This window comes from Rhodoblastus acidophilus (genome assembly GCF_009720655.1).
Taxonomy (GTDB): Bacteria; Pseudomonadota; Alphaproteobacteria; order Rhizobiales; family Beijerinckiaceae; genus Rhodoblastus; species Rhodoblastus acidophilus_A.
Map to the genome: position 1 here is coordinate 91,944 of NZ_WNKS01000002.1, position 26,733 is coordinate 118,676.

Here is a 26,733-nt window from a genome sequence, read left to right on the forward strand (position 1 = left end):
TCCCATGGCTTTGCGCTCGATCCTCATCCATCTCACCGCCAGCCCGCGCTGCGAGGCCCGGCTCAAGCTCACGGTCGAACTGGCGCGGCGCACGGGCGCGCGCCTGACCGGCCTGTTCTCGCAGATCGCGGAGCCTCACCGGGTCGGCGTCGCCGCGGAATGGCCGCCGAAGGCGTACCGGGAGGCCGCGGAAATCGCCCGCGCCACATTCGCCAGGGCGACCGAGGGCGTCGACGCGCATTACCAGGACCTCAATCGCGGCGCGGAAGAGGATCTGACGCCGCAATTCGTCGACTATTCCAGGCATTTCGACCTTGTCGTGCTCGGGCAGCGCATGCCCGACAATTCGCTGATCCCGCCCGACCTGCTCGAACAGATCATCGTGCAATCCGGCCGGCCGGTTCTGATCGTCCCCTATGCCGGGGGCTTTGACAGCGTTGGCGCGCGGGCGGTGTTCGCCTGGTCGGATTCGCGCTGCTGCGCCCGCGCCTTCGCCGACGCCATCCCGATGGTCGTCGAAAAGACGGAATCGCTGATCGTCAGCCTGTCCAAGGCCGGCGACGAGCAGGCGATGGCCTATCGCAGGCAATCGCTGGCGCTCGCGGCCGCCCACCTCGACGCCCATGGGCTGCAGGCGAAGACCGAGCAGATCGTTCTGGGCGAGATCGGCCTGATGGACGCGCTGCTCAACCGCGCCGCCGACCATGGCGCGGACCTGCTGGTGATGGGCGCTTTCGGCGGTTTTCGTTACCCGCTTTTCGCACGCGGCAGCGGCTCGCGCTATCTGCTCAAGCACATGACCCTGCCAGTGCTGTTCTCACACTAAGGCGACGCGGCGAAATAAACGCTCCGCCTTGTGCGCCGGAAGGTTGTCCCGTATCTCGGGCGCGCCTTCCTTCTCCCCTTGCGGGAGAAGGTGGCGCGCAAAGCGCGCCGGATGAGGGGTACCCCGGATGAGGGGGGCTTACGCCGTCCGCCGCTGCGCTGGCCGCGCCTGCTCGTCGAAGAACAAGGCCTGACTGACCAGAGCCTTCACCGTCTCCGCGCGAAACGGTTTTGAAATCAGGAAGGTGGGCTCGGGCCGCTCGCCGGTGAGCAGGCTTTCCGGAAATGCGGTGATGAAAATCACCGGCGTGGCGCAGCTCTCCAGAATTTCGTTCACCGCCTCCAGCCCCGAACTGCCGTCGGCGAGTCGGACGTCGGCCAGAACCAGCCCCGGATGCTCGGCCTGCGCCAGCGCCACCGCCTCGCTGTGGGTGCGGGCCGGCCCGACCACCTGATGGCCGAGGCTGGAGACAATCGATTCGAGGTCCATGGCGATCATCGGCTCGTCCTCGATGATCGCCACCTTCGACGCCACCTGCGCGGTCAGCGCGCGGCCGACCTCCGCGATCAGGGCGGCGATCTTGTCCTTGGGGACATCGAGAATGCGCGCCGCCTGGCCCGGCGTGAACTCCTCGACCGCCGTCAGCAGGAAAACCTGTCGCGCCACCGGCGCCAGCGCCTCGATGCGGCGGTCGGGCGCGGCCGAAGCCGGTTCGCTGGCGACCGACTGCGGCATGCGCGCGTTCCAAAACAGCGAGAACAGCCGGAAGCACTCCTCGCGCCCGTCCGCCTCCGGATTGAACAGTCCGGGCGAGGCCAGCAGCTGTTTCAGCATGGCTTCGACGGCCGCGTCCCCCGCCGCCTGCGAACCGCTCATAGCGCGCGCATAGCGCCGCAAGTGAGGCATTTGCTCGACAATAACCTTGGCCGCCGACATTCCGAGTCCTCTGCCTCCGGAAAGACAATACACCAATACAGGCAGCGAGATATAGGTTAGACTGCATCACCCCGCCAGCGCGCGCCCCGGAACGAATTCGCCCCGGGCGCGTTCTGCACAAAAGCCACTCGCGACGCACAGGTCGCAAACCGACATTTGGCCCATGACGGACGACAGCAAAGACAACCGCGCGGAAATCGGCTTGGAGCCGCTGTTGCAGGCTCATATCGGCCGCAAGCTTCGGGAATTCTACGATTCCGCCGTTCGCGAGCCGGTGCCGGACCGCTTCAAGCTGCTGTTGGACCAGCTTGAAAACGGCGAGCTGGAAAGCGTCGGAAACCTGGCCGAGGACAAGGCCGACCCTGCATGAACAACAGCAAGGCGCACGGACTGAAAGAGCAGCTTCTGTCGGAAATTCCGTCATTGCGCGCCTTCGCCCTGTCCTTGGCGGGCATATCCGACCGCGCCGACGATCTGGTCCAGGACACGCTGGTCAAGGCCTGGGCCAACGCCGATTCGTTCACCTATGGCGCCAACATGCGCGCCTGGCTGTTCACCATCATGCGCAACACATTCTTCAGCCAGTACCGCAAGGCGCGGCGCGAAGTGCAGGATGTCGACGGCGAGGCGGCGGCGCGGCTGGTCGCCATGCCCGACCAGATGTCGCATCTCGATTTCACCGATTTCAAGGCCGAGTTGGACCTGCTGCCCGCCGACCAGCGCGAAGCCCTGGTCCTGATCGGCGCCTCGGGCTTTTCCTACGAGGAGGCCGCGGAAATCTGCGGCGTCGCGGTCGGCACCATCAAAAGCCGCGTCAACCGCGCCCGGCGCCGCCTGATCGAGCGGCTGGCGCTGCAAGACGAGGACGAATCCGCCCCCGATGTCTCGAAAGCGTGAACGCAGGATTCGCTTGCCCATGGGCCGGCTGAGGGAAATAATGGTCCGCTTTTCCTGAAAGGGAGCGTCCATGCGCCCGATTTTCAGCCTTCGCCTTGCCGCCGTTTTAATCCTCGCCGTCAGTTCAGCCCTGGCCGCGCCGCCAAAAGCGCCAAAAACGCCGCCGGCAAAAATTTACGTGAACGACGACCTCGCCTCGCAGGGCGACCAGCTCGCGCAAAAGGCGCAGGACGACACCAAGGCGCTGCGCGCCGGCGCACCCCCCGCCGAACTGCGCCGCCAGTTCACCGAAGCCGCGCTGCGCAACGACCTGCCGCGCCAGATCACGCTGCTCGAAGCCCTGGCCGCCGCCACCCCCGACGATTCGTCCCTCTGGCTGACGCTCGGGCGCGCGGAGTTGTCGGCCGCCTCGCGAAAAGACCTCGACGAAAGCACGCAGAAGGATCTGGCCCAGGCGGCGGCCTGGCTGGCCTACCAGAAAGCCAAAAACGGCGCCGACGAGGCCAACGCCCTCGCCCTGATCGGCCAGGTCTATGCGTCGCGCGAGTCCTGGCGCGACGCGCTGAACGTCAACGCGCTCGCCCTCAAGGCGCATGACGACCCCGAACGGCGCAAGCTCTACGAAGACATGCGCGAGAAGCACGGTTTTCGCGTTCTCAAATACACAATCGACAACGAATCGGCCAATCCGCGCGCCTGCTTCCAATTTTCCGAAGACCTTTTGAGGACCCGCACCGATTTCACCCCGTTCATCACCGTCGCCGGCCAGACCTCTCCGGCCATTTCGCAGGACAGCCAGCAGCTTTGCGTGGAAAACCTGAGGCATGGCGAGCATTACGCCGTGACCCTGCGCGCCGGCCTGCCCTCGCAGGTCGGCGAGGACCTGCTCCACCCGCAAAATTACGATCTCTACATCCGCGACCGCAGCCCCAGCGCGCGCTTCACCGGCCGCAATTACGTGCTGCCGCGCGTCGGCCCCGAGGGCCTGCCGATCGTCTCGGTCAACACCCAAAAAATCAACGTCGACATATTTAGAGTCGGCGACCGCAACCTGTTGCCGACCATCCGCTCCGAGGATTTTTTAAGCCAACTCAGCAGTTACCGGCTGCAACAGCTCGGCAATGCCGATGGAACGAAAATCTGGAGCGGGACGCTCGAAGCCAAGTCCGAGTTGAACAAGGATGTGGTCACCGACTTCCCGGTGATGGAGGCGTTGGGAACGCCGCAGCCGGGCGTCTATGTGATGAGCGCGCGGGCCGCCGACGATCTCGGCGGCGACGAAAGCTACGACACGCGGGCGACGCAATGGTTTGTGGTCTCCGACCTCGGCCTCACCGCGCTGAGCGCGCCCGACGGCGTCACGGTGCTGGTGCGCTCACTCGCCGACGCCGCGCCGAAACCGGGCGTGGAGGTGCGCCTGCTGGCCAAAAACAATGAGGTGCTGGCGACGGCGAAAACCGACGCGCAGGGGGCGGCGCGCTTCGACCCCGGCCTGTCGCGCGGCGAAGGCGGGCTCGCCCCCGGCCTGATCGTGGCGAATGACGGCAAGGCCGACGCCAACTTTTTGGATCTGCAACAAAGCGCCTTCGACCTCGCCGACCGCGGCGTGAAGGGCCGCGCCGCCCCGGCGAAACTCGACGCCTTTGTCTATGCCGAGCGCGGGGTCTATCGCTCCAACGAAACGGTTTTCCTCACCGCCCTGTTGCGCGACGCCCAAGGGACCGCCGTCGCCCAGACGCCGGTGACCCTGGTGGTCAAGCGCCCCGACGGCGTCGAATTTTTGCGCACCACCACCACCGATCAGGGCCTCGGCGGGCGCAGCCTGTCGTTCAAACTGCCGGCCACCGCCAATTCGGGCGGCTGGACGGTGGAGGCCTTTGTTGACCCCAAAAGCCCGGCGCTGGGCGAAACCTCGTTCCTGGTGGAAGATTATATCCCCGAGCGCATGGACATGACGCTCGCGGCGAAAGCCGCCAACGCCAAGCCGGGCGAAACCATCACTGTCGACGCGACCCTGCGCTATCTCTACGGCGCGCCCGGCGCCGGCCTGAACATTTCCGGCGAGGTCGAAATCAGCCAGGCTAGGGACCACGGCCTGCCCGCCCTCGCCGGTTATGAGGCGGGAACGACCGACGAAGAATTTTCCAACATCAAGAACGACATCGAGACCGACGCCGAAACGGACGACGAGGGCAAGGCCAGCGTCGAAATCGCCCTGCCGGAAGCCCAGGCGACCCGGCCGCTCGAAGCCAAGATCACCCTGCGCGCCGGCGAAACCGGCGGCCGCGCCATCGAGCGTCAGGTTTTTGTGCCGCTGCTGCCGAACACCAGCTTGATCGGTGTGAAAAAAACCTTTGGCACGCTCAGCGAAGGCGCCCAGGCGACATTTGACGTCATCGCCATCGGCCCCGACGGAAAACGCAAGGCGCAGAAGAACGTGCAGTGGACGCTGTACCGCGTGAACAACGATTATCAGTGGTACAAGCAGGATGGCCGCTGGACCTTTGAACAGATCAACTCCACGTCAAAAATCGCATCGGGCCTTGTCGATCTGGCGAAGGACCAGCCGGCGAAAATCGCCGCCATGGTCGGTCTCGGCCGCTATCGGCTCGACCTGCGCGGCGATGACCCCAAGGACGCACAGACCTCCGTCAGCTTCGACTCCGGCTGGTCGAGCGAGGCCAAGGCCCCGACGCCCGACCTTCTCGACCTCACGCTCGACAAATCCGCCTATGCGAGCGGCGAAACGCTGACGGCGAAAATCACCGCGCGCGCCGACAGCAAGGCGACCCTCGCCATTATCGGCGACAAGACCCACGCCACGGTGCTGGCCGACCTGAAAAAAGGCGAGAACGAAATCAAATTGCCGGTTGGCGCCGACTGGGGCGCCGGGGCCTATGCGGTGGCGCTGGCCCATCGCCCGCTCGACAAGGCGGCGCAGCGCAATCCCGGCCGCGCCATCGGTGTCGCCTGGTTCGCCATTGACGCGCCGGCGCACAAGCTCGACGTGGCGATCAAGGCGCCGCCCAAGGCCAGCCCACGCGAAAAACTGACCGTCCCGCTGGTCATCAGCGGCCTGTCAGCAGGCGATGAGGCCTATGTCACGGTCTCCGCCGTTGATCTCGGCATCTTGAATCTCACGCGCTACCAGACCCCCGACCCGCGCAGCTATTTCTACGGCCAAAAGCTACTGACGGCGGAGGTGCGCGACCTCTACGGCCTCCTCATCGACGGTCTTCAGGGAACGCGCGGCGCGATCCGCAGCGGCGGCGATTCCGGCGGCCCCGAGGCGGGCGTGGAAAAACCGACCCAGGAGCCGCTCGCCCTCTATTCCGGCCTGATAAAAGTCGGGCCGGACGGCAAGGCGCAGGTTTCGTTCGACATGCCCGCCTTCAACGGCACGGTGCGGCTCACCGCCGTCGCCTGGACGAAGAAGGCGGCGGGTTCGGCCTCCGCCGACGTGATCGTGCGCGATCCCGTGGTGGTGCAAGCCAGCCTGCCCCGCTTCCTGGCGCTGAACGACCAGTCGCGGCTCAACCTGCGCATCGACAATGTCGAGGGCGCGGCCGGCGACTATCGCATCGACGTGCAGCCGCAAGGCGGCGTCGCCGGCGATCTGCATCGCACGCTCAAACTCGCGGCCAAGGCGGCGACCACGCTCGACATTCCGCTGCGCGCGGAAAAGATCGGCGCGGGCTCCGTGCAGGTGTCGCTTGCCGGCCCGAATTTTTCCGTCACGCAAACCCTGCCGCTGCAAGTGGAGCCGGGAACCTCTCCCGTGGTGCGGCGCGACATCCGCGAAATCGCGCCGGGCGAGAGCCTGACCATCACCAACGCCCTGCTCGCCGACTTTTTGCCCGGCACGGGCGCGGTGGCGGTGAGCGTCTCCCCGCTCGCCGGCATAGACGCGGCCGCCCTGCTGCACCGGCTCGACGTCTATCCCTATTCCTGTTCCGAGCAGACGGTGAGCCGCGCTTTGCCGCTGCTCTATGTCAACAAGCTCACGCAAGCCCGCCACTACGCCTTCTCGGAGGACATTCCCACCCGCGTCAACGCGGCGATCAAAACCCTGCTGGCGCGGCAGGATTCCTCCGGCTCGTTCGGCCTGTGGTCGGCGAGCGGCCCCGAGGACATCTGGCTCAACGCCTATGTCAGCGATTTCTTGACCCGCGCGCGCGAAAATTCCTATGAGGTCCCGCAAAAGGCCATGGACCTCGCGCTGGATCGCCTGCGCAACTATGTCGTCAACACCACGGAGGTCGACGCCGACAAGAGCGCCCCGCTCGCCTATGCGATCTATGTCCTGGCGCGCAACGGCCGCCCGATCAGCGGCGATCTGCGCTATCTCACCGACGCGAAACTCGATGTTTTCGTCACACCGCTGGCGCGGGCGCAGCTCGCCGGCGCCGCCGCCCTGCTCGGCGACAAGGCGCGGGCGTCGCGCGTCTTCCTCGCCGCTGCGGAAACCCTGAACAACGCCAAGTCCTCCACCTACTCGCGCCCAGACTTCGGCTCATCGCTGCGCGACGGCGCGGGCCTGTTGGCGCTGGGCGCGGAAGGCGCCGCCGACCAATCGGTGTTGATCAAGGCGGCCAAATTCGTCGATGGCGAGAGCGTCAAACTGCATGAGGGCTCGACCCAGGAGCAAAGCTGGCTGGTGCTGGCGGCGCAGGCGACGGCGGCGCAGGCGCAGAATCTGAAAATCACCGTGGACGGCGCGGCCACGCAAGGCCCGTTCAGCGCCCGCTACGAGGACGCGGTTTTGTCGAAAAAACCCGTGACCATCACCAACGCCAACGACAAGCCGCTGCGCATCGGCATCGACATTTCCGGACGCCCGACGACGCCGGAGCCGGCGGAAAGTCGCGGCTATGCGCTGGAGCGAGGCCTGTTCCACATGGACGGCTCGCCCGCCGATCCCCAGCACATCGCCCAGAACGAGCGTCTGGTGGCGACAGTCAAAGTGGTGGAGACGGAAGCCGCCTTCGCCCGCCTCGTGCTTGAAGACCGCCTGCCCGCGGGCCTGGAGATCGACAATCCCGCGCTCTACGACGGCGGCTCGACCGAGGGTTTGAATTGGGTCAAGGCGGATGTCGAGCCGAGCCACACCGAGTATAAGGACGACCGTCTCGTCGCCTCGTTCGAGCGCTCGGGCGCGGAAAAGGCCACGTTCACCGTGGCCTATATCGTCCGCGCGGTGAGCCCCGGCCGCTACGTGCAGCCCCCGGCGCTGATCGAGGACATGTATCGTCCCGAGCGCTTCGGCCGCACCGGGTTTGGCGAGGTGGTGGTCGAAGGCGCGAAGAAGTGAGAGACGTGGACCGCCTCGTGGTTCGAGACGGACGCCTACGGCGTCCTCCTCACCATGAGGTCTACTCATAGGCTGAGTGATGGAACCAACCAGTAGCCCTCACCCTGAGGAGGCTCCGCAGGAGCCGTCTCGAAGGGCGGGGGCGGTCCACGGCTGTTCGACGCGCGACCCGCGCTACCTCAAAGCAGCAGCAGCCGTCCTCGTGCTCGGCCTCACAATCCCCTGGAGCGTCAACGAACTCCAGCGCCGCATGGGTCCGCCCGACCTCTCCGCCCTGCAAACCGCCTCGACCTTCGCCCTCGACCGTAACGGCGTTCTGCTGCGCGCCTTCGCCGCGCCGGATGGCCGCTGGCGTCTGCCGGCCAAGGCGGAAGAAGTCGATCCCAAATTCTTCACCCTGCTCAAGGCTTACGAAGACAAGCGCTACGAAAACCATTCCGGCGTCGATGTCCGGGCCCTCGCCCGCGCGCTCTGGCAATACGCCACGCATGGCCGCGCGCTCTCCGGCGCCTCGACCCTGACCATGCAGGCCGCGCGCCTGCTCGAACCCCGCGCCCCCCACACCCTTGCAGCCAAACTCAAGCAAATCTACCGCGCCAAACAGCTGGAGGCGCGCTTCTCCAAAAAGCAGATTTTCGAAATCTATCTGGCGCTCGCCCCCTATGGCGGCAATGTCGAGGGCCTGCGCGCGGCAAGCCTCGCCTATTTCGGCAAGGAGCCGCGCCGCCTGAGCACGGGCGAGGCCGCGCTGCTGGTCGCCCTGCCCCAGGCGCCGGAGGCCCGCCGCCCCGACCACGCCCCGGCCCGCGCCCAGGCCGCCCGCGACCGCGTGATCGACCGTGCGCTCGCCGCCCACGTCATCACGGCGGAAGACGCCCGACGCGCCAAGGCGGAGCCGCCGCCGCTCAAGCGCAAAGATTTTCCCAACCTCGCCGCCCAGGTCACCGACCAGCTCGTCAAAGCGCATCCGGACCGCCGCGTCCTTCGTCTCGCCTATGACGCGCGCCTGCAAAAAAGCCTGGAGGAGCTGGCCCGGCGCAAATGCGAGCGCCTCGGCCCCAAACTCACCACCGCGATCATCGTCATCGACAACCACAACGGCCACGTGCTCGCCCATGTCGGCGGCGCCGATTATTTTTCCAAGGACCGCGCCGGCGCCCTCGACATGGCGCGCGCGCTGCGCTCACCCGGCTCGACGCTCAAACCCTTCATCTACGCCACTGCCTTCGCCGAGGGCCTCGCCCATCCCGAAACCCTTCTGGATGATTCCCCGGCGCGCTACGGCCTCTGGCGCCCGGTCAATTTCGACGACACGTTTCACGGGACGGTCACCGCGCGAAAAGCGCTGCAATTCTCGCTCAACCTGCCCGCCGCGCAATTGCTCAACGCCGTCGGCCCGGCCCGCCTGCTCGCCCGCCTGCGCAGCGCCGGCCTGCACCTCAAGCTTCCAAAAGACTCCGACGTCGGCCTCGCCATCGGCCTCGGCGGCGTCGGCGCACGGCTGATCGACCTGACCCGCGCCTATGCCGCTTTCGCCCGCGACGGCGTCGCGCCCGATCTCATCGAAAATCTCGACGATCCCCCAAAAGCGGAAAACCGTCGCCTTACCGAGCCCGCAAGCGCCTGGCAGATCGCCGACATTTTGCGCGGCGCCCCGCCGCCCGACAACGGCGCCGCCGGCCGCATCGCCTTCAAGACCGGCACCTCCTACGGCTACCGCGACGCGCTCGCCATCGGGTTCGATCGCGCCCACACCATTGGCGTCTGGGTCGGTCGCGCCGACAATGGCCCGGTTCCCGGCCTCATCGGCCGGCAGGTCGCCGCGCCGATCCTGTTCGACGCTTTTGCAAGGCTCGGCGGCGCCAACGAGCCCGTTCCCCGTCCCGAAAACGTTTTGCAAGCCCGCAACAGCGCCGACCTGCCCCCGCCGCTGCGCCATTTGCGCCATGGCGCGAAAACCATGGCCGCGACTCACGCCAATCCCCTGAAAATTTTCTTTCCGCCGGAAGGCGCGCGCATCGATCTCGGGCTGAGCCAAGGACGGGACAAGAGCGACCTGACCTTGAAGGCGCAGGGCGGCGCCCCGCCCTTCACCTGGACGGTCAACGGCGCGCCGATCCAGCAAGCCGCCGCCCGCCACGAAGCCCGCTGGACGCCGGACGGCGCCGGTTTCGCGCGCGTCTCGGTGATCGACGCCAATGGCGCGAGCGACAGCGTGCTGGTGAGGCTGGAGTAAGTAAAAACAAGGCTTGAGCGCGCCGACAAAATGACCGCGCGGCGCTGGCAATCCGCCGGCCGGGGTCGTACCATGGCCGCAAATCGCCCCTTCGCCGCCAGGACGCCACATGACCGAAACCATAGCAGCCGCCGCCGACCGTCCCAACGACGCCCCGGAGGACGAGGCTTTCAATGATGAATCGGCCGCCTCCGCCCTGCGCGAGGCCGTGCTCGAAAAACTCGCCTATTCCGTCGGCAAGGACCGCAACGCCGCCAGCGAGCGCGACTGGTTCATCGCCGTGGCCCTCGCCACGCGCGACCGCATGGTGGACAATTGGATGATCACCGTGCGCGCCAATTACCGCGAGAGCCGGCGCCGGGTTTACTATCTCTCGCTGGAATTCCTCATTGGCCGCCTGCTGATCGATTCGCTCACCAATCTCGGCCTGGTCGAGCCGATGCGCGCGGCGCTGGCGAGCCTCGACGTCGATCTCGACAAGCTGCGCGAGATCGAGCCCGACGCGGCGCTCGGCAATGGCGGCCTCGGCCGCCTCGCCGCCTGTTTCATGGAAAGCATGGCGACGCTCGGCATCGCCGCCCACGGCTATGGCATCCGCTACGACCACGGCCTGTTCCGCCAGACCATCGCCGACGGCTGGCAGCACGAATATCCCGAGGATTGGCTGGAATTCGGCAACCCCTGGGAGTTCCAGCGCCCGGAGGTCCATTACGAGATCGGTTTCGGCGGCTCGGTCGAAAGCGTCGCGCGCAACAACGGGATGGCGCAGGTCTGGCGCCCGGCGGAAATCGTCGAGGCCGTCGCCTTCGACACCCCGGTGGTCGGCTGGGGCGGCAAGCATGTCAACACGCTGCGTCTGTGGTCGGCGCGCGCGCCCGACCCGATTCGCCTCGACAAGTTCAACCAGGGCGATTACGTCGGCGCGCTGTCCGATCAGGTCCGCGCCGAATCCATCTCCAAAGTTTTGTACCCCAGCGATTCCACGCCCGCGGGCCAGGAATTGCGGCTGCGGCAGGAATATTTTTTCGCCGCCGCCTCGTTGCAGGATCTGGTGCGCCGCCATCTCGAGCAGAACGGCGACATCAACACCCTCTCGGACAAGGCGGCCATCCAGCTCAACGACACCCATCCGGCGATCGGCGTCGCCGAACTGATGCGCCTGCTGGTCGACGTCCACGGCGTCGAATGGAAACGCGCCTGGGAAATCACGGTCGCCACCTTCTCCTACACCAACCACACCCTCCTGCCGGAAGCGCTGGAAACCTGGCCGGCGCCGCTGATGGAGCGGCTGCTGCCGCGCCACATGCAGATCATCTATCTGATCAACGCGCTGCACCTCGACGCGCTGCGCGAAAAGGGCGTCGACGATCCGCGAAAACTCGCCGCGGTGTCGCTGATCGACGAGCATCACGGCCGCCACGTGCGCATGGGGCCGCTGGCGTTCCTGGGATCGCACAAGGTCAACGGCGTGTCGGCGCTGCATTCGGAACTGGTGAAGGAAACGGTTTTCCGCGACCTCCACGACATTTTTCCCGAGCGCATCTGCAACAAGACCAATGGCGTGACTTTCCGGCGATGGCTGTTCGAGGCCAACCCGCAACTGACCAAACTTCTGGTGGAGACGCTGGGCAAGGAGGTTCTGGACGACCCCTCCGTCCTGAAAAAGCTCGAACCCTATGCCGACGACCTGAACTTTCAGGCGCGCTGGGCGGCGGCCAAGCAGGCCAACAAGGAAAATCTCGCCCGCATCATCGCCGACCGCATGCTGATCAAGGTGAATCCCAACGCCCTGTTCGACGTGCAGATCAAGCGCATCCACGAATACAAGCGCCAGCTGCTGAACATTTTGGATACGATCGCGCTCTACAACGAAATCCGCGCGCAACCGATGCGCGACGTGGCGCCGCGCGTAAAAATCTTCGCCGGCAAGGCGGCGGCGAGCTACCAGCAGGCCAAGCTGATCATCAAACTCGCCAATGACGTGGCGCGCGTGGTCAACAACGATCCGACGGTGCGCGACCAGCTGAAAGTGGTGTTCCTGCCGAACTACAATGTCAGCCTGGCCGAGGTGATCATTCCCGCCGCCGACCTCTCTGAACAAATTTCCACCGCCGGCATGGAGGCCTCGGGCACCGGCAACATGAAGATGGCGCTCAATGGCGCGCTCACCATCGGCACGCTCGACGGCGCCAATGTCGAGATCAAGGAGCGCGTCGGCGACGACAACATTTTCATCTTCGGTCTCAAGGCGGACGAAGTCGCCGCCCGCCGCGCGCGCGGCATCGACATGCGCGAGATCATCGAGGCCTCGCCTGAATTGCGCGAGGTGCTGGAAAGCATCGCCGGCGGCGCCTTCTCGCACGACGACCGCCACCGCTACCAGGGGCTGGTCGATTCCCTGACCTACCACGATTATTTCCTGGTGTGCGCCGACTTCGTCGCCTATCGCGCCGCGCAGAACGCCGTGGCGCGGCGCTGGCGCGATCGCAAGTCCTGGCAGCGCGCCGCCATTCTCAACACGGCGCGCACCGGCTGGTTCTCCTCGGACCGCACCATCGCGGAATATGCCGAAGAAATCTGGAAGGTTCCGGTGAACAGGCCGAAGGCCTGACCGACATGAGCAAGACCCCCAAGCGCGCCCAAGGCGCGGAAAAAAGCGCGGAAAAAAGCGCGAAGGACCATCGCGTCCATAAAGACGAAATCGCCGCGCTCGCCAACGGGAGCCACGGAAACCCCTTCGCCGTGCTCGGTCCCCACGCCGTCCCGGGCGGTACGAGCATCCGCGCGCTCGTCCCCGGCGCGAAAAAAGTCACCGCGCTGATCGAGGGCGGCGAAACCATTGCGCTGTCATCGCGCGGCAAGGATTTCTTTGAAGGCGTGACCGAAAGGCCCAGCCCCGTCGCCTATCGGCTGCGCGCGGAAAACTCTTCCGGCGCCTGGGAATGGGACGACCCCTATCGCTTCGGCCCGCTGCTCGGCCCGCTCGACGACCATCTGCTGGTCGAGGGCGCGCATCTGCAACTCTATGAGCGCCTCGGCGCCCACGCCCTCACCCATGAGGGCGTCGCCGGCGTGCACTTTTCCGTCTGGGCGCCGCAGGCCCAGCGCGTTTCCGTGGTCGGCGACTTCAACCAATGGGACGGCCGCCGCCACGCCATGCGCAAGCGCATCGATTCCGGCCTGTGGGAGATTTTCGTTCCCGAACTCGCGCCCGGCGTGTTCTACAAATACGAAATTCTCGGCGCGACAGGGCACATCCTGCCGTTGAAAGCCGACCCGTTCGGCCAGCAGCAGCAATTGCGCCCCTCAACCGCCAGCCTTGTCACCAGCGACCCCGCCTTCGCCTGGGGCGACGCCGACTGGCTGAGCGCGCGCGAAAAAACCGACGCGCGCCGCGCGCCCATGTCGATCTACGAGGTCCATCTCGGCTCGTGGCGACGCGCGCACGACCCCGTGGAAGCCGATGGCCGCTTCCTCAGCTACGACGAACTCGCGGACAGCCTCATTCCCTACGCGCGGGACATGGGTTTTACCCACCTCGAACTGCTGCCGGTCTCCGAACATCCGCTCGACGCCTCCTGGGGCTACCAGCCGATCGGCCTCTTCGCCCCCACCTCGCGCTTCGGCGATCCCGACGGTTTCAGGCGTTTTGTCGACCGCGCCCACCGCGAGGGCCTGGGCGTCATCCTTGACTGGGTGCCCGCGCATTTCCCCGTGGACGCCCACGGCCTCGCTTATTTCGACGGCGCCGCGCTCTACGAGCACGCCGATCCGCGCCGGGGGTTCCACCCCGACTGGAACACCGCCATCTACGATTTCGGCCGCCGCGAGGTCGCGAATTTCTTGGCCGTCAACGCGCTCTACTGGTTCGAGCAGTTCCACATCGACGGGCTGCGCGTCGATGCGGTCGCCTCCATGCTCTATCTCGACTATTCGCGCAAACCGGGGGAATGGCTGCCCAATGAGCGCGGCGGCAACGAGAATTTCGATGCGGTCGCCTTCCTGCAACGGGTGAACGAACTGGTCTACGCGCGCTATCCCGGCGCGATGATGATCGCCGAGGAGTCCACCGCCTGGCCGGGCGTGTCGGCGCCGGTTTACGCCGGGGGCCTCGGCTTCGGCTTCAAATGGAACATGGGCTGGATGAACGACACCTTGCGCTACATCAGCAAGGACCCGGTCTACCGCCGCTGGAGCCATCAATGGCTCACCTTCAGCCTGCTCTACGCCTTCTCCGAAAATTTCATCCTGCCGATCTCCCACGACGAGGTCGTTCACGGCAAGGGGCCGCTGATCGGCAAGATGCCGGGCGACGAATGGCAGCGCTTCGCCAACGCCCGCGCCTTTCTGGCCTATATGTGGGCGCATCCGGGCAAAAAGCTTTTGTTCATGGGCCAGGAGTTCGGCCAGACCAGCGAATGGACCGAGACCCGCGCGCTGGACTGGCATCTGCTGCAATATGCGCCCCATCAAGGCCTGTCGCGGCTGGTTGGCGACCTCAACCGGCTTTATCGCGAGCATCCGGCGCTGCACGGCCGCGACTGCGAGGGCGACGGTTTTCAATGGATCGACGCCGACGACGCCGAAAATTCCGTGCTGTCCTGGGTGCGCCGCAGCCCCGGCGCGCCGACCGTGGCTTTCGTGGTCAACTTCACCCCGGTGCCGCGCCCGGACTATCTGATCGGCCTGCCCCAGGCCGGGCGCTGGCGTGAAATCCTCAACACCGACGCCGCGCTCTATGGCGGCTCCGGCCAGGGCAATCTCGGCGGCGTCACGGCCCACCCTCATCCGCACAGGAATTTTGCCGCTTCCGCGCGGGTCAATGCGCCGCCCCTGGCCGCGCTGATGCTGATTCTTGATCCGGATTGACCGGATTCATGCCAATGTAACAGCAAGCTCCTATTCCCGGCCCAAATCGCAAGGAAAACCATATGCCGGCCCAGTCTCACGCCCCGCTCGCCCGCCAGGCCATGGCCTATGTGCTCGCCGGCGGGCGCGGCTCCCGCCTGATGGAGCTGACCGACCGCCGCGCCAAGCCCGCCGTCTATTTCGGCGGCAAGACGCGCATCATCGACTTCGCCCTCTCCAACGCGCTGAATTCCGGCATCCGCCGCATCGCCGTGGCCACCCAGTACAAGGCGCACAGCCTGATCCGCCACCTTCAGCGCGGCTGGACGTTTTTACGCGCCGAGCGAAACGAAAGCTTTGACATCCTGCCGGCCTCGCAGCGCGTCTCCGAGGACAAATGGTATGTCGGCACCGCCGACGCCGTCTACCAGAACGCCGACATCGTGCTCGACTATCATCCCGAATATATCGTCATTCTCGCCGGCGATCATATCTACAAGATGGACTACGAGCTCATGCTGCAACAGCATGTGGACGCGCGCGCCGACGTCACCGTCGGCTGCCTCGAAGTCCCCAGGGCCGAGGCGACCGGCTTTGGCGTGATGGGCATTGACCAGAACCGCCGCATCACCAGCTTTGTCGAAAAGTCAAAGGACCCTCCAACCATTCCCGGCTCGGACGACACCTGCCTCGCCAGCATGGGCATCTATGTCTTCGACACCAAATTCCTGTTCGACCTGCTGGCGAAGGACGCCGCCGACCCGAATTCGAGCCACGATTTCGGCAAGGACCTGATCCCCTACATCGTCAAGAACGGCAAGGCGGTCGCGCATCGGTTCTCCGATTCCTGCGTGCGCTCGGAAAAGGAGACGACCGCCTATTGGCGCGATGTCGGCACGCTCGACGCCTATTGGTCCGCCAACATCGACCTCACCGGCGTCACCCCGGAACTCGACATCTACGACCGCGACTGGCCGATCTGGACCTATTCCGAACTGACTCCGCCGGCCAAATTCGTCCACGACCTCGAAGGGCGGCGCGGACAGGCGGTGTCGTCGCTGGTGTCGGGCGGTTGCATCGTCTCCGGCGCCTCGCTGCGCGAAACGCTGCTGTTCAGCAATGTGCGGGTGAACTCCTTCGCCAGCGCCAACGGCTGCGTGATCCTGCCGGATGTCAACGTCGGCCGCTCCGCGCGGCTGACCAAGGTGATCATCGACGCCGCCGTCACCATTCCCGAGGGGCTGGTGGTGGGCGAGGACCCCGAACTCGACGCCGAGCGCTTCCGCCGCAGCGAAGGCGGCATCTGCCTCATCACCCAACCGATGATCGACCGCCTGACATGAAAAGCCTGAACGTTCTCTCGGTCGCCTCCGAGATTTTTCCGCTGATCAAGACCGGCGGCCTCGCCGATGTCGCGGGCGCCCTGCCCGCCGCCCTGGAGGCAGAGGGCGTGGCGGTGCGCAGCCTGATCCCCGGCTATCGCCCGGTGATGGCGGCGCTGAAAAAGGCCGAGGAGGTCGCCGCCTTTGACGATCTGTTCGGAGCCCCGGCAAAACTTCTCGCCGCGAAAGTGGGCGCGCTCACCCTGTTCGTGCTCGACTCCCCAAGCTTTTACATGCGCGAGGGCGGCCCCTATGCGGCGGCCGACGGCAAGGATTTCGGCGACAACGCGCTGCGCTTCGCCGCGCTCGCCAAGGTCGGCGCGCTGATCGGCCAAGGCCTTGTGCCGGCCTTCGTCCCGCAGGTGGTCCACGCCCACGACTGGCAGGCGGGCCTCACCGCCGCCTATCTGCATTACAGCGAGGGCCCGCGCCCCGGCAGCGTCATCACCGTCCACAATCTCGCCTTCCAGGGCCAGTTCCCGCCGGAGATTTTTGGCCAGCTCGGCCTGCCGCCCCAGGCTTTTTCCATCGAGGGCGTCGAATATTACGGCGGCGTCGGTTTCTTGAAGGCCGGCTTGCTGCTCTCCGACCGCATCACCACGGTGTCCCCCACCTATGCGCAGGAAATCCAGACGACGCACGCGGGCATGGGGCTCGACGGGCTGTTGCGCACGCGCGCGGCGGACCTGTCCGGCATTTTGAACGGGATCGACACCCATGTGTGGAACCCCGAGACCGATCCGCTGATCGCGCATCCCTATTCGGCGAAAAGCCTGACCGGGCGCGCCGCCAACAAGAAGGCGCTGCAGGAACGCTTCGGCCTCGCCCGCGACGACAAGACGTTTCTGGTCGGCGTGGTCAGCCGCCTCTCCTGGCAAAAGGGTCTCGATCTGCTGCTCGGCTGCCTGCCGGCGCTCGAGGCCTGCGACGCCCAACTGGCCCTGCTGGCGTCCGGCGATCCCGGGCTGGAGGCCGCCTTCCAGGAGGCGGCGCAGACCCATGACGGGCGCGTCGGCGTTTATTTCGGCTATGAGGAAAAGCTCGCCCATCTCGTGCAGGCCGGCGCCGACGCCATCCTCGTGCCCTCGCGGTTCGAGCCCTGCGGCCTCACCCAGCTTTGCGCGCTGCGCTATGGCGCGGCGCCGATCGTGGCGCGCGTCGGCGGCCTCGCCGACACCGTCATCGACGCCAACGAGATGGCGCTGCAGGCGGGCTGCGCCACCGGCCTGCAATTCGCGCCGGCGACCTCCGAAGCCCTTTCGGGCGCGCTGCGGCGCGGCTCGGACCTGTTCCGCCAGAAAAAACTCTGGAAGAAGCTCCAGACCAACGGCATGAAAACCGATGTCAGCTGGACTCATCCGGCCAAACATTACGCCGAAATCTTCCGCGCCCTGGCGCAACCCGCGCCATGAAAATCCTGGCCGGCGCGCCGGAGCCCTTGGGCCTGCGGCTCGTCGCGGGCGGCGCCAATGTCGCGGTTTTTTCGCAGACGGCCGAAAGCATCGACCTCTGCCTGTTCGACGCCACCGGCAAGCATGAAACCGCCCGCCTGCGCCTGCCCGGACGCACGGGCCCGGTGTTCCATGGTTTTGTTCCCGGCCTGCAAGCCGGCGCCCTCTACGGTTTTCGCGCCCATGGCCCGTTCGCGCCGGAGCGCGGACTGTATTTCGACCCGCGAAAACTGCTGCTCGATCCCTTCGCCCTGGAACTGCGCGACGCGCCGCGCCTGCACGAGTCCTACTTTCTGGCCTCCGGGGACGACAGCGGTCCCCACGCCCCCAAGGCGCGCGCCTGCGCGCCCGAGCCGGCGCCGGCGCGCCGCCCCAAAATCCCGTGGCGCGACACAATCATTTACGAACTGCACGTGCGCGGCTTCACCCGCAGGCTAAAAAACCTGCCGGAAGCGGCGCGCGGGACGTTCGCCGGCCTCGCCCATCCCGCCGCCATCGCACACCTCAAAGGACTTGGCGTCACGACGGTCGAACTGCTGCCCTGCGCCGCCTGGCTCGACGAGCGCCACCTGCAAGAGCTCGGTCTCACCAATTACTGGGGCTACAACCCCATCGCCCCGCTCGCCCCGGACCCGCGCCTCGCGCCGGGCGGCTGGGCCGAGGTGCGCGCCGCCGTCGCCGCCCTGCAGGCGGAGGGGCTGGAAGTGCTGATCGACGTGGTGCTCAACCACAGTTGCGAAGGCGACGGCGACGGCCCGACCGTCTCGCTGCGCGGCCTCGACAACCCCGCCTATTACCGCCTGAGCCCCGAAAATCCCGCCGCCTACATCAACGACGCCGGCTGCGGCAATATTTTGCGCGCGGACCATCCAGCCGTGGTGCGGCTGGCGATGGACGCCCTGCGCGCCTGGGCGATTTTTGGCGGCGTCGACGGTTTTCGCTTCGACCTGATGACCACGCTCGGGCGCCGCGCCAGCGGCTTCGATCCCCACGCCCCCCTGCTGACCGCCATCGCCCAGGACCCCGCGTTGCGCGAGCTGAAACTCATCGCGGAACCCTGGGACATCGGTCCCGGCGGCTACCAGATCGGCCAATTCGCCGCCAACTGGGGCGAGTGGAACGACAGGTTCCGCGACGCGGTTCGAAAATTCTGGCGCGGCGATGCCGGCATGAGAGGCGAACTGGCGACCCGCGTCGCCGGCTCGGCCGACCTGTTCGCCGGGAAAAAACCGCCGTCGCGCTCGATCAATTTCATCACCGCCCATGACGGCTTCTCGCTGGCGGATCTCGTCTCCTATGCGCGCAAGCACAACGAGGCCAATGGCGAGAACAATCGCGACGGGACCGACTGCAACCATTCCTGGAACAATGGCGTCGAAGGCCCGACGCGCGACGAATCCATCAAAGCGGCGCGCCGGCGCGACCAAAGAGCCCTGCTGGCCACGCTGATCTTTTCCCGTGGCGCGCCGATGCTGTCGATGGGCGCGGAATTCGGCCACAGCCAGAACGGCAACAACAACGCCTATGCGCAGGACAATGAGGTCTCCTGGATCGACTGGGAGCGGGCCGATCCGCGCCTGCTCGCCTTCGCCGCCCGCGCGCTGGCGCTCCGCCGCGCCACGCCGGCCTTCACCGACGAGAATTTCCTGACCGGCGAGGCGCGGGGCGACGCGCCGCCGGATGTCCAATGGCTCGGCGAGGACGGCGCGCCGCTGACGCCGGACGCCTGGGACGATCGTCATTTCCTCGCCGCCGTCTTCAGCGTTGGCGCGTCCCGCGCGGCGCTGCTGCTCAACGCTGGAACGACGTTTGTCGCCTGTCCGCTGCCGCCGCGCGCCGGGAAAAACTGGCGACGCGCGCTCGACACCGCGACCGAGGATGGCGCGCCCGACCCGACCGTGGACGCTGGCGTCGCGGGCCGCGCGGTGGCGGTTTTCGTTGAGGACGACAAGAAACCTCGGATTTAAGCGAGATTTACCCGACAAATGCCAACGCGGCTCTCGGGCTATTTTTAAAAACTTGCGAGCCAGTCTGCCGCCATCCCTAATGGTTGCGGTACGAGCATGAGCGGCAAAAAAATCCTCCACACCAGTGACTTTGACTATGAAAACGTCGTCAAGCGCCTGAAGCAGGCGGAGCAGAAGCGGGAGCGGCGGCCCGAAATCATGCCGCTTCCCATGCGGTCGGCGCCTTCGCGGCCCGTCGCCGTCGCGCAACCGCGCCCCCCGTCCTTCTGGGCGCGGGCGACCTCGGGATTGCGGGACGAATCCAAACAAATGACCGTGGCGGCGCTGGCGCTGCTCGGCTTCGGCGGCTGGCTGGTGTCATCCGCGCAGGCGCTCTATGCGCAACGCGAGGAGGCGCTGCTCGCCGGCGCCTGCCACGAAAACCAGCTCGCCCACGCGGGAGCGAGCTATTGCTTCGACGATCGGCGCATCGTCCACACGCTCAAAGCGGACGGCACGGCGAAAAAGCCCGGCCTCGACTGGCGGGTCAACGAACTGTCGCACCGCATGGCCGAGGCGGCGGCGGCGCGGGAAACGCGAGAGGCGCGCATGCCCTAAGCAGGATTTCCGAAAAGCGGCCCCCGGTTTTCGGATGAAAATCCTGCGAAAACAAAGGAACCTGAGCAAACATTCGTTGGGCGACCAACGAATGTTTGCTTAGAGCGTTTTCGAGCGAAGGGGATGCCGGTTCGCATGAATTTCTGATACGGCTTCCGCAAGATCGCTTCGCGATCGGCGAAAACTTATTACCCGCCTGACCGCGCCTCGGCCCCGGGCGGGCGCGCGGCAAAGCGCGACAACGCGCCAACATCGTTGATCAGCACATCGTCGCGACAGACCTTGACCCCGTGGTCCCTCAGCCGGACGAGGGCGCGGGAAAAAGTCTCCGGCTTCATGCCGAGACGGCTGGCGATCAGGGGTTTCTCATAGGGCAGCGCGATGGTCACGGCGCCCGAGGTTTCCTTGGTCTGGGCCAGCAGGAAATCGGCGATCCGCTCCGCATCGGAGCGCGCCTTGAGCCGGTCGATCTGCGCGACCAGATGTTTCAAATGGTCCGAGAACGACGCCAGCATGCTGAAGGCGACCTGCGGATTCTCAAGAAGAACCCGGCGCAGCGCGGCGCCGTCGATCTGCAGCACGCGCGCGGGCGACACGGCTTGCGCCGAGGCCGGATAATGCCCGCCGACGAACATGGCGGCTTCGCCGAACGTGTCTCCAGCCGAGAAAATGGCCACGACCTGCTCGCCCTCGTCCCCCCGGCGAAAAACCTTGACCCAGCCTTCGATCAGAAAAAAGAAGGAATCGGCGGCCTCGCCCTCGCAAAAAATCTCTTCGCCCCGCTCGTAAAAGCGGGGTGTGTGCTTCTGAACGGTCGAGCGCGCGAGCTCCGGCCCCATGGCCACGAACAGCGGCGCGCGCGACAAAAAAGTGTCGTGATCGGCTGTCATTGTCTTGTCCGGCGCAATCCGAGGGACGCAGAGTCCCTGGCTGCACCCAAGTCTCTGTCACAGAACAGCTTGCCCGTCGATTGCGACTTTCAACGCACCCGATCCGCGGCAACCAGCGCAAGTCCCGCTGCCACCGAGGAAAAAGCGTCGCCGAACCGAAGTTTTTGCGCGCCGAAACGCCCTGCGAACAATTGACGCACGGCGGGCACATAGGACGTGCCGCCGGTCATGAACACGGCGTCGATGTCATCGGCCCCGGCGCCCGCGCGTTGAAGCGCCAGATCGATGGTCGCCTCCAGGCTCGCCACGTCCTCCGCGATCCAGTCCTCAAAACTTTGCCGCGCGACGACCTCGTCGATCTCAAGCCCGGCGGCGGAGAACCGGAACGGCGCGGCCTCACGGGCCGAAAGCTCCGCCTTCAACCGGCTCACCGCGAGATAAAGCTCGTAGCCGAGATCGTGGTCGATGATCTCGATCAGGCTCTCGATCTCCTCCGGGTTTTCCGCGTCCTTGGCGAGTCGGCGCAACTCCGCCATCGTGTCGGCGCTCTTGAGCAGCGACAATTTGTGCCATTGGGCGAAGGCGGCGTAATAGCGCGCCGGCATCGGCAGGCGCTTTTGGAACGAGCGATAGGCCGAATTCCGCCCGAGTCGCGGCGACACCAGATTGTCGATCAGGCGGAAGTCGAAGGTGTCGCCGGCGATGCCCACACCCGCGTGGGACAGCGCGTCCGCCTTCAGCGTCCCGCCGCCGGGATCGAAGCGCATCACCGAAAAATCGCTGGTGCCGCCGCCGAAGTCGGCGACCAGCACGGTTTCAGGCCGGGTCAGCGTGCGCCCATAGGTATAGGCGGCGCCAAACGGCTCATAGGCGAAATCCACCTTTTCCACGCCGGCATTGCGATAAGCGGCGCTCAGCCGCTCCAGCGCCAGCGCCTCGTCCGGCCGCTCGCCCGCGAACACCACGGGCCGCCCGGAGACGATGGGCAGGCCGCGCAACTCAGCCGGCAGAATGTCGGCGAGAAAAACGCCGATCAAATCCTCGATCAAAAACTTTTTTCCAAACAGCCGCGTGTCCGAAAACACCGGGCTGGACACATAGGTTTTCAGCGACTGCAAAAACCGGTGTTCGCCATGCACGTCCAGCGCCCGGTCGAGCGCCGCCGGCCCGGACACATGCGTGACCTGCGCGCGCGGCGGCCGCCCCTCGCGAAAAAACAGCAGCGCGGAGCGATAGGCGTCCACGGACCCGTTGGGCGTGTCAAAGCGCCGCACCAAGACATCGCCGGAGGCGTCCGCGAGGGCGACGACGCTGTTGGTCGTCCCGAAATCGACGCCGATGGCGGTCGGGTTTTTCAAGAGCAAAAATCCTCGGGTGGGGCGCCGCCCAACGACGGCAAGGGACCGCGCAGATACAGGGGTCGCCCGCGCGGGGCAAGCAAAACTCTCTTTTTCGCCGACGAAAAACATTTGGCGACTTTTTTTCGCGCGCGTAAATACGTGCGCTTGCCTTGTACATTGCGAGAAGCGCCGATGGTTCCGCATTCCCTTGACGACCTGATCCTGCGTCCCGCGCAGGCCGCCGACGTCCCCGCCGTCACCGCCCTGATCAACTCGGCCTATCGCGGCGGCAGCGCGAATGGCTGGACGACCGAAGCGCATCTTTTGGAAGGCCGCCGCATCGACGAACCCGGGCTTTCGAAACTCATGGCGGAGCCGGACACAATTTTTCTGCTCTGCTTCGACGACAAAACCCTGATCGGCTCGGTGCAGTTGCAAAAGGCCGGGGAAAACCTCGGCTATCTCGGCATGTTCGTCGTGCGCCCCGGCTTGCAGGGACGCGGCTTAGGGCGCTGGTTCATGGAGCAGGCGGAAGCGACGGCCCGGCGCCTGTGGGGCGTGACGCGCATGACCATGACGGTGATCGGCCTGCGCACCGAACTGATCGCCTATTATGAGCGCTGCGGCTACGCGCTGACCGGCGAACGCCTCCCCTTCCCCTTCGACGACGGCCTGAGCACGGCGCTCGTCGACGGCATCGACCTAGCAGTGATGCAAAAAGAATTTTCGAAGACGCCAGCGGAGTAAGACGCCCCAGCAACTCCACGCTACTGCTCCCTCGCCCCGCAAGCGGGGAGAGGGCGGGGGTGAGGGGGACTTTGGCGTTATCCCGGAGCCGTCCTTCTCCCCTTGCGGGAGAAGGGGACGCGTCAGCGCCGGATGAGGGGGTCTTGCAGAGCGCGAGATTCCATTCTTTCGCGGCGTCGCCCTGCGCCCGAAGCATCGCCCGACGGGTCTGGATGCCGTCATTGCGAGCGGAGCGAAGCAATCCACGCCTCCGCTTGGCCAGCGCCAAAGAGCTGCAAGACGCAGTTTTTCCAAAAAGTGAAAACGGCAAAATCCGCCAAAACCATCAATATGTCGGAATAATGTTCATGTTTTGTTTCACGTGAAACGGGGAGGCGAAAGCGCGTTTCACCACAACCCTCTGTTATAAAGCGATTTTCCGCAGCCTACGCACCCAACAGGAACGCGTCGAACACCGTTCACCTTCCAGCGCCGCCGCACAACCTGCAAGGTGCAGACGCGAAAATCGCGTGTTTTTCGTCAAAAATCGCATGTTTTTTGCACAAATTCGTCAGTCTTGAGCGGTTTTGCGCGGCTCAATTTCAACCAGAAATAGAATATTTCGAAAAACGCGCTGTCGCGAGCAAAAAGGCAGAGCCAAAACAAAACCAACGCAACGAGGCGACTTCCTCTGAATTGGCGGGGAGTTACCATGCAAGCGATGCTCGGGCAAGGACCAGTGCAGCACCAATGTGTTGATATCTTCTCGCGATGTAACAACGGCCCTTAACCTGCCGATGGAGCTTGACATTATTGCGTGTTTGCGCCGTCGCACGCTGTATCACGTAACCCGGGGTCGTACGTCGATTAGAATTTCATCGATCGTATCTTGGCTATTCGTCGCACCCACTAACAACTTCTCGCCATTCTGCTGGAGCCGTGCATCAAAAACTATCAGGAATCCGACGTGCACATTTCGGCTGCGCATGTAATGTCGAATTTGCGTCTCGCCGCTCGCAGCATAATTACTCGAATATCTAAACCCGCACATTTTCAGTTCAATAATGATCGAGAGCCCCCCAGCAAACTTTAAAAGCACGTCCAAGCGTCCGGCACCGGTCCAAAGTTCTTCGAACTCGTCGACTCGGTCCAGAAAGTGACCTTTCGCGAACGCACGCAAAAGTTTTTGGCCATGTCGCTCCGGTGATGAAATCCACTCGTAATCTTTTGCTTTGTCGGACTTATGCCAAAAACCCATCCTTTCGCTGCCGGAGATAAAGTCGCGGAAAGCAGACAGCACTCCACCGATGTAATCCAACGTCACCGGTGCGTCGGGCGAAATCGGAGTTGTTCTTGGCATAATTGTTCCGCCGCGATCCAATGCCTGATCGCGAAGGGCTCTGATTTTTTCTTGAAGCGTTTCATTTCTGTCTGCCAAGCGAAGTGCGTCGTGCAATGCTTTCACGGCATCGCTATACCTTCCATCCTCGTAAAGGGATATTCCATACGCGTATAGCAAGCCTGGCCTATCTCCAACAGCATCCAACTCCTGCTTGATGAAGGTCGCAGCCGAACCCCATTCCTTTGCTTGCCATAATGTATCTATTAATAGTTGCTTGACTAATATATTCATATGACTGCATTCTAGAATTTTGTAGTACCACTTCGCAGCTCGTAGCCACTCTCCTTCGTCGCGCAATATTTGTGCGATAGCTAATCTAGCAGGATACTTGGTATCCTCATGCACTTTGCGTTGTTCAAGCTCCCTCAACGTGGCCTCGAGTTTGCCTATACGTTGGATTGGAGTGAGATTAGGATTTTTTATCGCGGCAGCAATAGAAACTCCAGCAAAAAGCTCATCACTTTTGCCTTCGACCTCGCGCAATAGTTCGCGCGCCTCATCCTCTTTATAGCAGACGAGCAAAGACTGAACTCTTCGGGCAATTTTAAAATGACCGGATTTTAATTGGCTTTCCAATTGCTTAATTGCAGCGTCAATTTGTAGGTGCTCGTGTTCGAGCCCGACGTTCAATGCGCATATAGCCGCAAGATGCATCGATGACAGAAGAGCTTCTTCAACGCCAATCAATCCTTCGCGAACTTTGATTGCCGCTTTGGCAGACTGCAACGCCTCACCCGGGTCACCAGAATCAAGCTGTTTAAGCGCTTTCGCGTGAAATATATTTGCGCAAATCTCATCATCCATTACACCGTTACGCGAAATAACGGTGAGCATCCGGTCATATTGTTGAAGAGCATTTTTCGGTTCTGTCTTCTCTAGAAGAACCGAGAGCTGGTTAATGCTTTTCGCCGCTTCCCGCTTGTCCCCAGCTTCAAGAAAGGCGTCGATGGCATTTTCAGCCGCTCGGATTGCCTCAGGCTCATCGTTGCCCAGCGCCATACTCAGGTTGCGCCAAATCCATCCCCGTTGACGCGCAGTGATTTGACCGGGAGTGCGCAACAAGCCACGCCATGTCGAAATTGCATATTCGTCGCGGCCACGCCTTATCGCGGCAACGCCGATAAATGTTTGCAGATAAATGCGAGCCTCGTGATCCAGCCCGATATCTTCGCGCAAGAGGTCTTCGGCGTCGTCGCCGACAAGCTCCTCTCTTGACTGATTCCCCGCAAAGGTAATCAGCACGCGCTGTAGTGCAATTCGCAGTTCCTGCGTCAGTTTGGATCGATCTATTTGGCAAATCGTATCCAAAAGGCCATTGTGCCGAGACAAGATCGCCAAGTGGGCGTTCTCGTTTTCGGTGATTAAGCGTGCCGCCTCAGCATGCTCCCCGGCAGAGATTTGTACTTTTAAAGCCTTGAGTAACGTTTCGACGGCAGGATCGAAAGCTTTTGAGATGGCTTCTCTGACGCCTCTAGTGATCGCATCGTCTGCTTTCGCGAAGGGGTGCAGCGCTTGCGAACGGCCGACCAGAACGCCGCTGCGCAAGTCGATTTCGAACTTAAGCTCAACGTCAGCAGCTGGAAGCCTGTCGACTCCGAGCCCACGTGCCTCCAGCCTGACGCATATGTCCGCAACAAGATTCTCAAACCAATCGTCTGCACGGACCGTGTTGGCAGCTTTGACCGCGTTTATTGCCTCCTTCGCGCAATCGTCGATTAAATACCTGTGAGTAGCGTCCGCAGCGGTCGAGAACTGAAATTGAGTGGTAGGAGAAGTCTCGAACGTCACTACGGTTATCTGTCCGTGGTCAGACCTGTCGCTAACAGCAATCCTTACACGGATCACGTCCGGTTCGGCTTCAAAGGCGGTCTTATCCATTGCGAAAAATCCTCTGAGCCAGAAATCGTTGGCTCCATATCATTAT

The 26,733-nt window shown here is 64.2% G+C and carries 16 protein-coding genes; 12 read left to right on the plus strand and 4 right to left on the minus strand.

What is annotated here, in order from left to right:
- The first annotated feature begins 4 nt into the window (after positions 1 to 4).
- Positions 5 to 826 carry a universal stress protein gene (locus GJ654_RS02825; RefSeq protein WP_155444592.1) on the plus strand — a complete coding sequence of 274 codons (822 nt, stop codon included), beginning with the start codon at positions 5 to 7 and terminating at the stop codon, positions 824 to 826.
- A gap of 138 nt (positions 827 to 964) precedes the next feature.
- Here the strand turns inward: GJ654_RS02825 and GJ654_RS02830 are convergent, their stop codons facing one another.
- Positions 965 to 1,762: a response regulator gene (locus GJ654_RS02830; protein ID WP_155444593.1), complete on the minus strand. Its 798-nt coding sequence runs from the start codon at positions 1,760 to 1,762 to the stop codon at positions 965 to 967.
- 163 nt (positions 1,763 to 1,925) lie between these two features.
- Here GJ654_RS02830 and GJ654_RS02835 point away from each other — a divergent pair, with 163 nt between their 5' ends.
- The 10 genes from GJ654_RS02835 (at position 1,926) to GJ654_RS02880 (ending at position 20,451) form a co-directional block, all read left to right on the plus strand.
- Positions 1,926 to 2,132 carry a NepR family anti-sigma factor gene (locus GJ654_RS02835; protein WP_155444594.1) on the plus strand — a complete coding sequence of 69 codons (207 nt, stop codon included), beginning with the start codon at positions 1,926 to 1,928 and terminating at the stop codon, positions 2,130 to 2,132.
- Positions 2,129 to 2,659: a sigma-70 family RNA polymerase sigma factor gene (locus tag GJ654_RS02840; RefSeq protein ID WP_155444595.1), complete on the plus strand. Its 531-nt coding sequence runs from the start codon at positions 2,129 to 2,131 to the stop codon at positions 2,657 to 2,659. The genes GJ654_RS02835 and GJ654_RS02840 overlap by 4 nt, the downstream gene beginning before the upstream one ends.
- 70 nt (positions 2,660 to 2,729) lie before the next feature.
- Positions 2,730 to 7,970: an alpha-2-macroglobulin family protein gene (locus tag GJ654_RS02845; RefSeq protein WP_155444596.1), complete on the plus strand. Its 5,241-nt coding sequence runs from the start codon at positions 2,730 to 2,732 to the stop codon at positions 7,968 to 7,970.
- A gap of 79 nt (positions 7,971 to 8,049) precedes the next feature.
- Positions 8,050 to 10,206, plus strand: coding sequence for a penicillin-binding protein 1C (pbpC, locus tag GJ654_RS02850; protein WP_155444597.1), 2,157 nt, complete (start codon positions 8,050 to 8,052; stop codon positions 10,204 to 10,206).
- A gap of 109 nt (positions 10,207 to 10,315) precedes the next feature.
- Positions 10,316 to 12,817 carry a glycogen/starch/alpha-glucan phosphorylase gene (locus GJ654_RS02855; RefSeq protein ID WP_155444598.1) on the plus strand — a complete coding sequence of 834 codons (2,502 nt, stop codon included), beginning with the start codon at positions 10,316 to 10,318 and terminating at the stop codon, positions 12,815 to 12,817.
- Positions 12,818 to 12,822: 5 nt separating this feature from the next.
- Entirely contained in the window at positions 12,823 to 15,075 is a 2,253-nt protein-coding gene (gene glgB / locus GJ654_RS02860) for a 1,4-alpha-glucan branching protein GlgB (RefSeq protein WP_155444599.1), read from the plus strand.
- 62 nt (positions 15,076 to 15,137) lie between these two features.
- Positions 15,138 to 16,397 (plus strand): glucose-1-phosphate adenylyltransferase, encoded by a 1,260-nt coding sequence (glgC, locus tag GJ654_RS02865; RefSeq protein WP_155444600.1) that lies wholly within the window; start codon positions 15,138 to 15,140, stop codon positions 16,395 to 16,397.
- Positions 16,394 to 17,848, plus strand: a complete 1,455-nt coding sequence (gene glgA, locus GJ654_RS02870) for a glycogen synthase GlgA (RefSeq protein WP_155444601.1) — start codon at positions 16,394 to 16,396, stop codon at positions 17,846 to 17,848. The genes glgC and glgA overlap by 4 nt, the downstream gene beginning before the upstream one ends.
- Positions 17,845 to 19,854, plus strand: coding sequence for a glycogen debranching protein GlgX (glgX, locus tag GJ654_RS02875; RefSeq protein ID WP_155444602.1), 2,010 nt, complete (start codon positions 17,845 to 17,847; stop codon positions 19,852 to 19,854). Before glgA ends, glgX begins: the two co-directional genes overlap by 4 nt.
- A 96-nt stretch (positions 19,855 to 19,950) precedes the next feature.
- Positions 19,951 to 20,451, plus strand: coding sequence for a hypothetical protein (locus GJ654_RS02880; RefSeq protein ID WP_155444603.1), 501 nt, complete (start codon positions 19,951 to 19,953; stop codon positions 20,449 to 20,451).
- Positions 20,452 to 20,639: 188 nt separating this feature from the next.
- On the opposite strand, the gene GJ654_RS02885 is transcribed toward GJ654_RS02880, so the two are convergent.
- Both GJ654_RS02885 and GJ654_RS02890 read right to left on the minus strand, forming a co-directional pair.
- Positions 20,640 to 21,341, minus strand: a complete 702-nt coding sequence (locus tag GJ654_RS02885; RefSeq protein ID WP_155444604.1) for a Crp/Fnr family transcriptional regulator — start codon at positions 21,339 to 21,341, stop codon at positions 20,640 to 20,642.
- A gap of 89 nt (positions 21,342 to 21,430) precedes the next feature.
- Positions 21,431 to 22,699, minus strand: a complete 1,269-nt coding sequence (locus GJ654_RS02890; RefSeq protein ID WP_246664565.1) for an Hsp70 family protein — start codon at positions 22,697 to 22,699, stop codon at positions 21,431 to 21,433.
- Between the two features lie 174 nt (positions 22,700 to 22,873).
- On the opposite strand from GJ654_RS02890, the gene GJ654_RS02895 reads away from it, so the two are divergent.
- Positions 22,874 to 23,428, plus strand: a complete 555-nt coding sequence (locus GJ654_RS02895) for a GNAT family N-acetyltransferase (protein ID WP_155444606.1) — start codon at positions 22,874 to 22,876, stop codon at positions 23,426 to 23,428.
- An 820-nt stretch (positions 23,429 to 24,248) separates the two neighbouring features.
- Here GJ654_RS02895 and GJ654_RS02900 read toward each other — a convergent pair.
- Entirely contained in the window at positions 24,249 to 26,687 is a 2,439-nt protein-coding gene (locus tag GJ654_RS02900; protein WP_155444607.1) for a tetratricopeptide repeat protein, read from the minus strand.
- Positions 26,688 to 26,733 lie beyond the last annotated feature (46 nt).

Coding starts and splice junctions, on each gene's coding strand:
- GJ654_RS02825 (WP_155444592.1), top strand. CDS start 5: ATGGCTTTGCGCTCGATCCTCATCCATCTCACCGCCAGCCCGCGCTGC.
- GJ654_RS02830 (WP_155444593.1), bottom strand. CDS start 1,762: ATGTCGGCGGCCAAGGTTATTGTCGAGCAAATGCCTCACTTGCGGCGC.
- GJ654_RS02835 (WP_155444594.1), top strand. CDS start 1,926: ATGACGGACGACAGCAAAGACAACCGCGCGGAAATCGGCTTGGAGCCG.
- GJ654_RS02840 (WP_155444595.1), top strand. CDS start 2,129: ATGAACAACAGCAAGGCGCACGGACTGAAAGAGCAGCTTCTGTCGGAA.
- GJ654_RS02845 (WP_155444596.1), top strand. CDS start 2,730: ATGCGCCCGATTTTCAGCCTTCGCCTTGCCGCCGTTTTAATCCTCGCC.
- pbpC (WP_155444597.1), top strand. CDS start 8,050: ATGGAACCAACCAGTAGCCCTCACCCTGAGGAGGCTCCGCAGGAGCCG.
- GJ654_RS02855 (WP_155444598.1), top strand. CDS start 10,316: ATGACCGAAACCATAGCAGCCGCCGCCGACCGTCCCAACGACGCCCCG.
- glgB (WP_155444599.1), top strand. CDS start 12,823: ATGAGCAAGACCCCCAAGCGCGCCCAAGGCGCGGAAAAAAGCGCGGAA.
- glgC (WP_155444600.1), top strand. CDS start 15,138: ATGCCGGCCCAGTCTCACGCCCCGCTCGCCCGCCAGGCCATGGCCTAT.
- glgA (WP_155444601.1), top strand. CDS start 16,394: ATGAAAAGCCTGAACGTTCTCTCGGTCGCCTCCGAGATTTTTCCGCTG.
- glgX (WP_155444602.1), top strand. CDS start 17,845: ATGAAAATCCTGGCCGGCGCGCCGGAGCCCTTGGGCCTGCGGCTCGTC.
- GJ654_RS02880 (WP_155444603.1), top strand. CDS start 19,951: ATGAGCGGCAAAAAAATCCTCCACACCAGTGACTTTGACTATGAAAAC.
- GJ654_RS02885 (WP_155444604.1), bottom strand. CDS start 21,341: ATGACAGCCGATCACGACACTTTTTTGTCGCGCGCGCCGCTGTTCGTG.
- GJ654_RS02895 (WP_155444606.1), top strand. CDS start 22,874: ATGGTTCCGCATTCCCTTGACGACCTGATCCTGCGTCCCGCGCAGGCC.
- GJ654_RS02900 (WP_155444607.1), bottom strand. CDS start 26,687: ATGGATAAGACCGCCTTTGAAGCCGAACCGGACGTGATCCGTGTAAGG.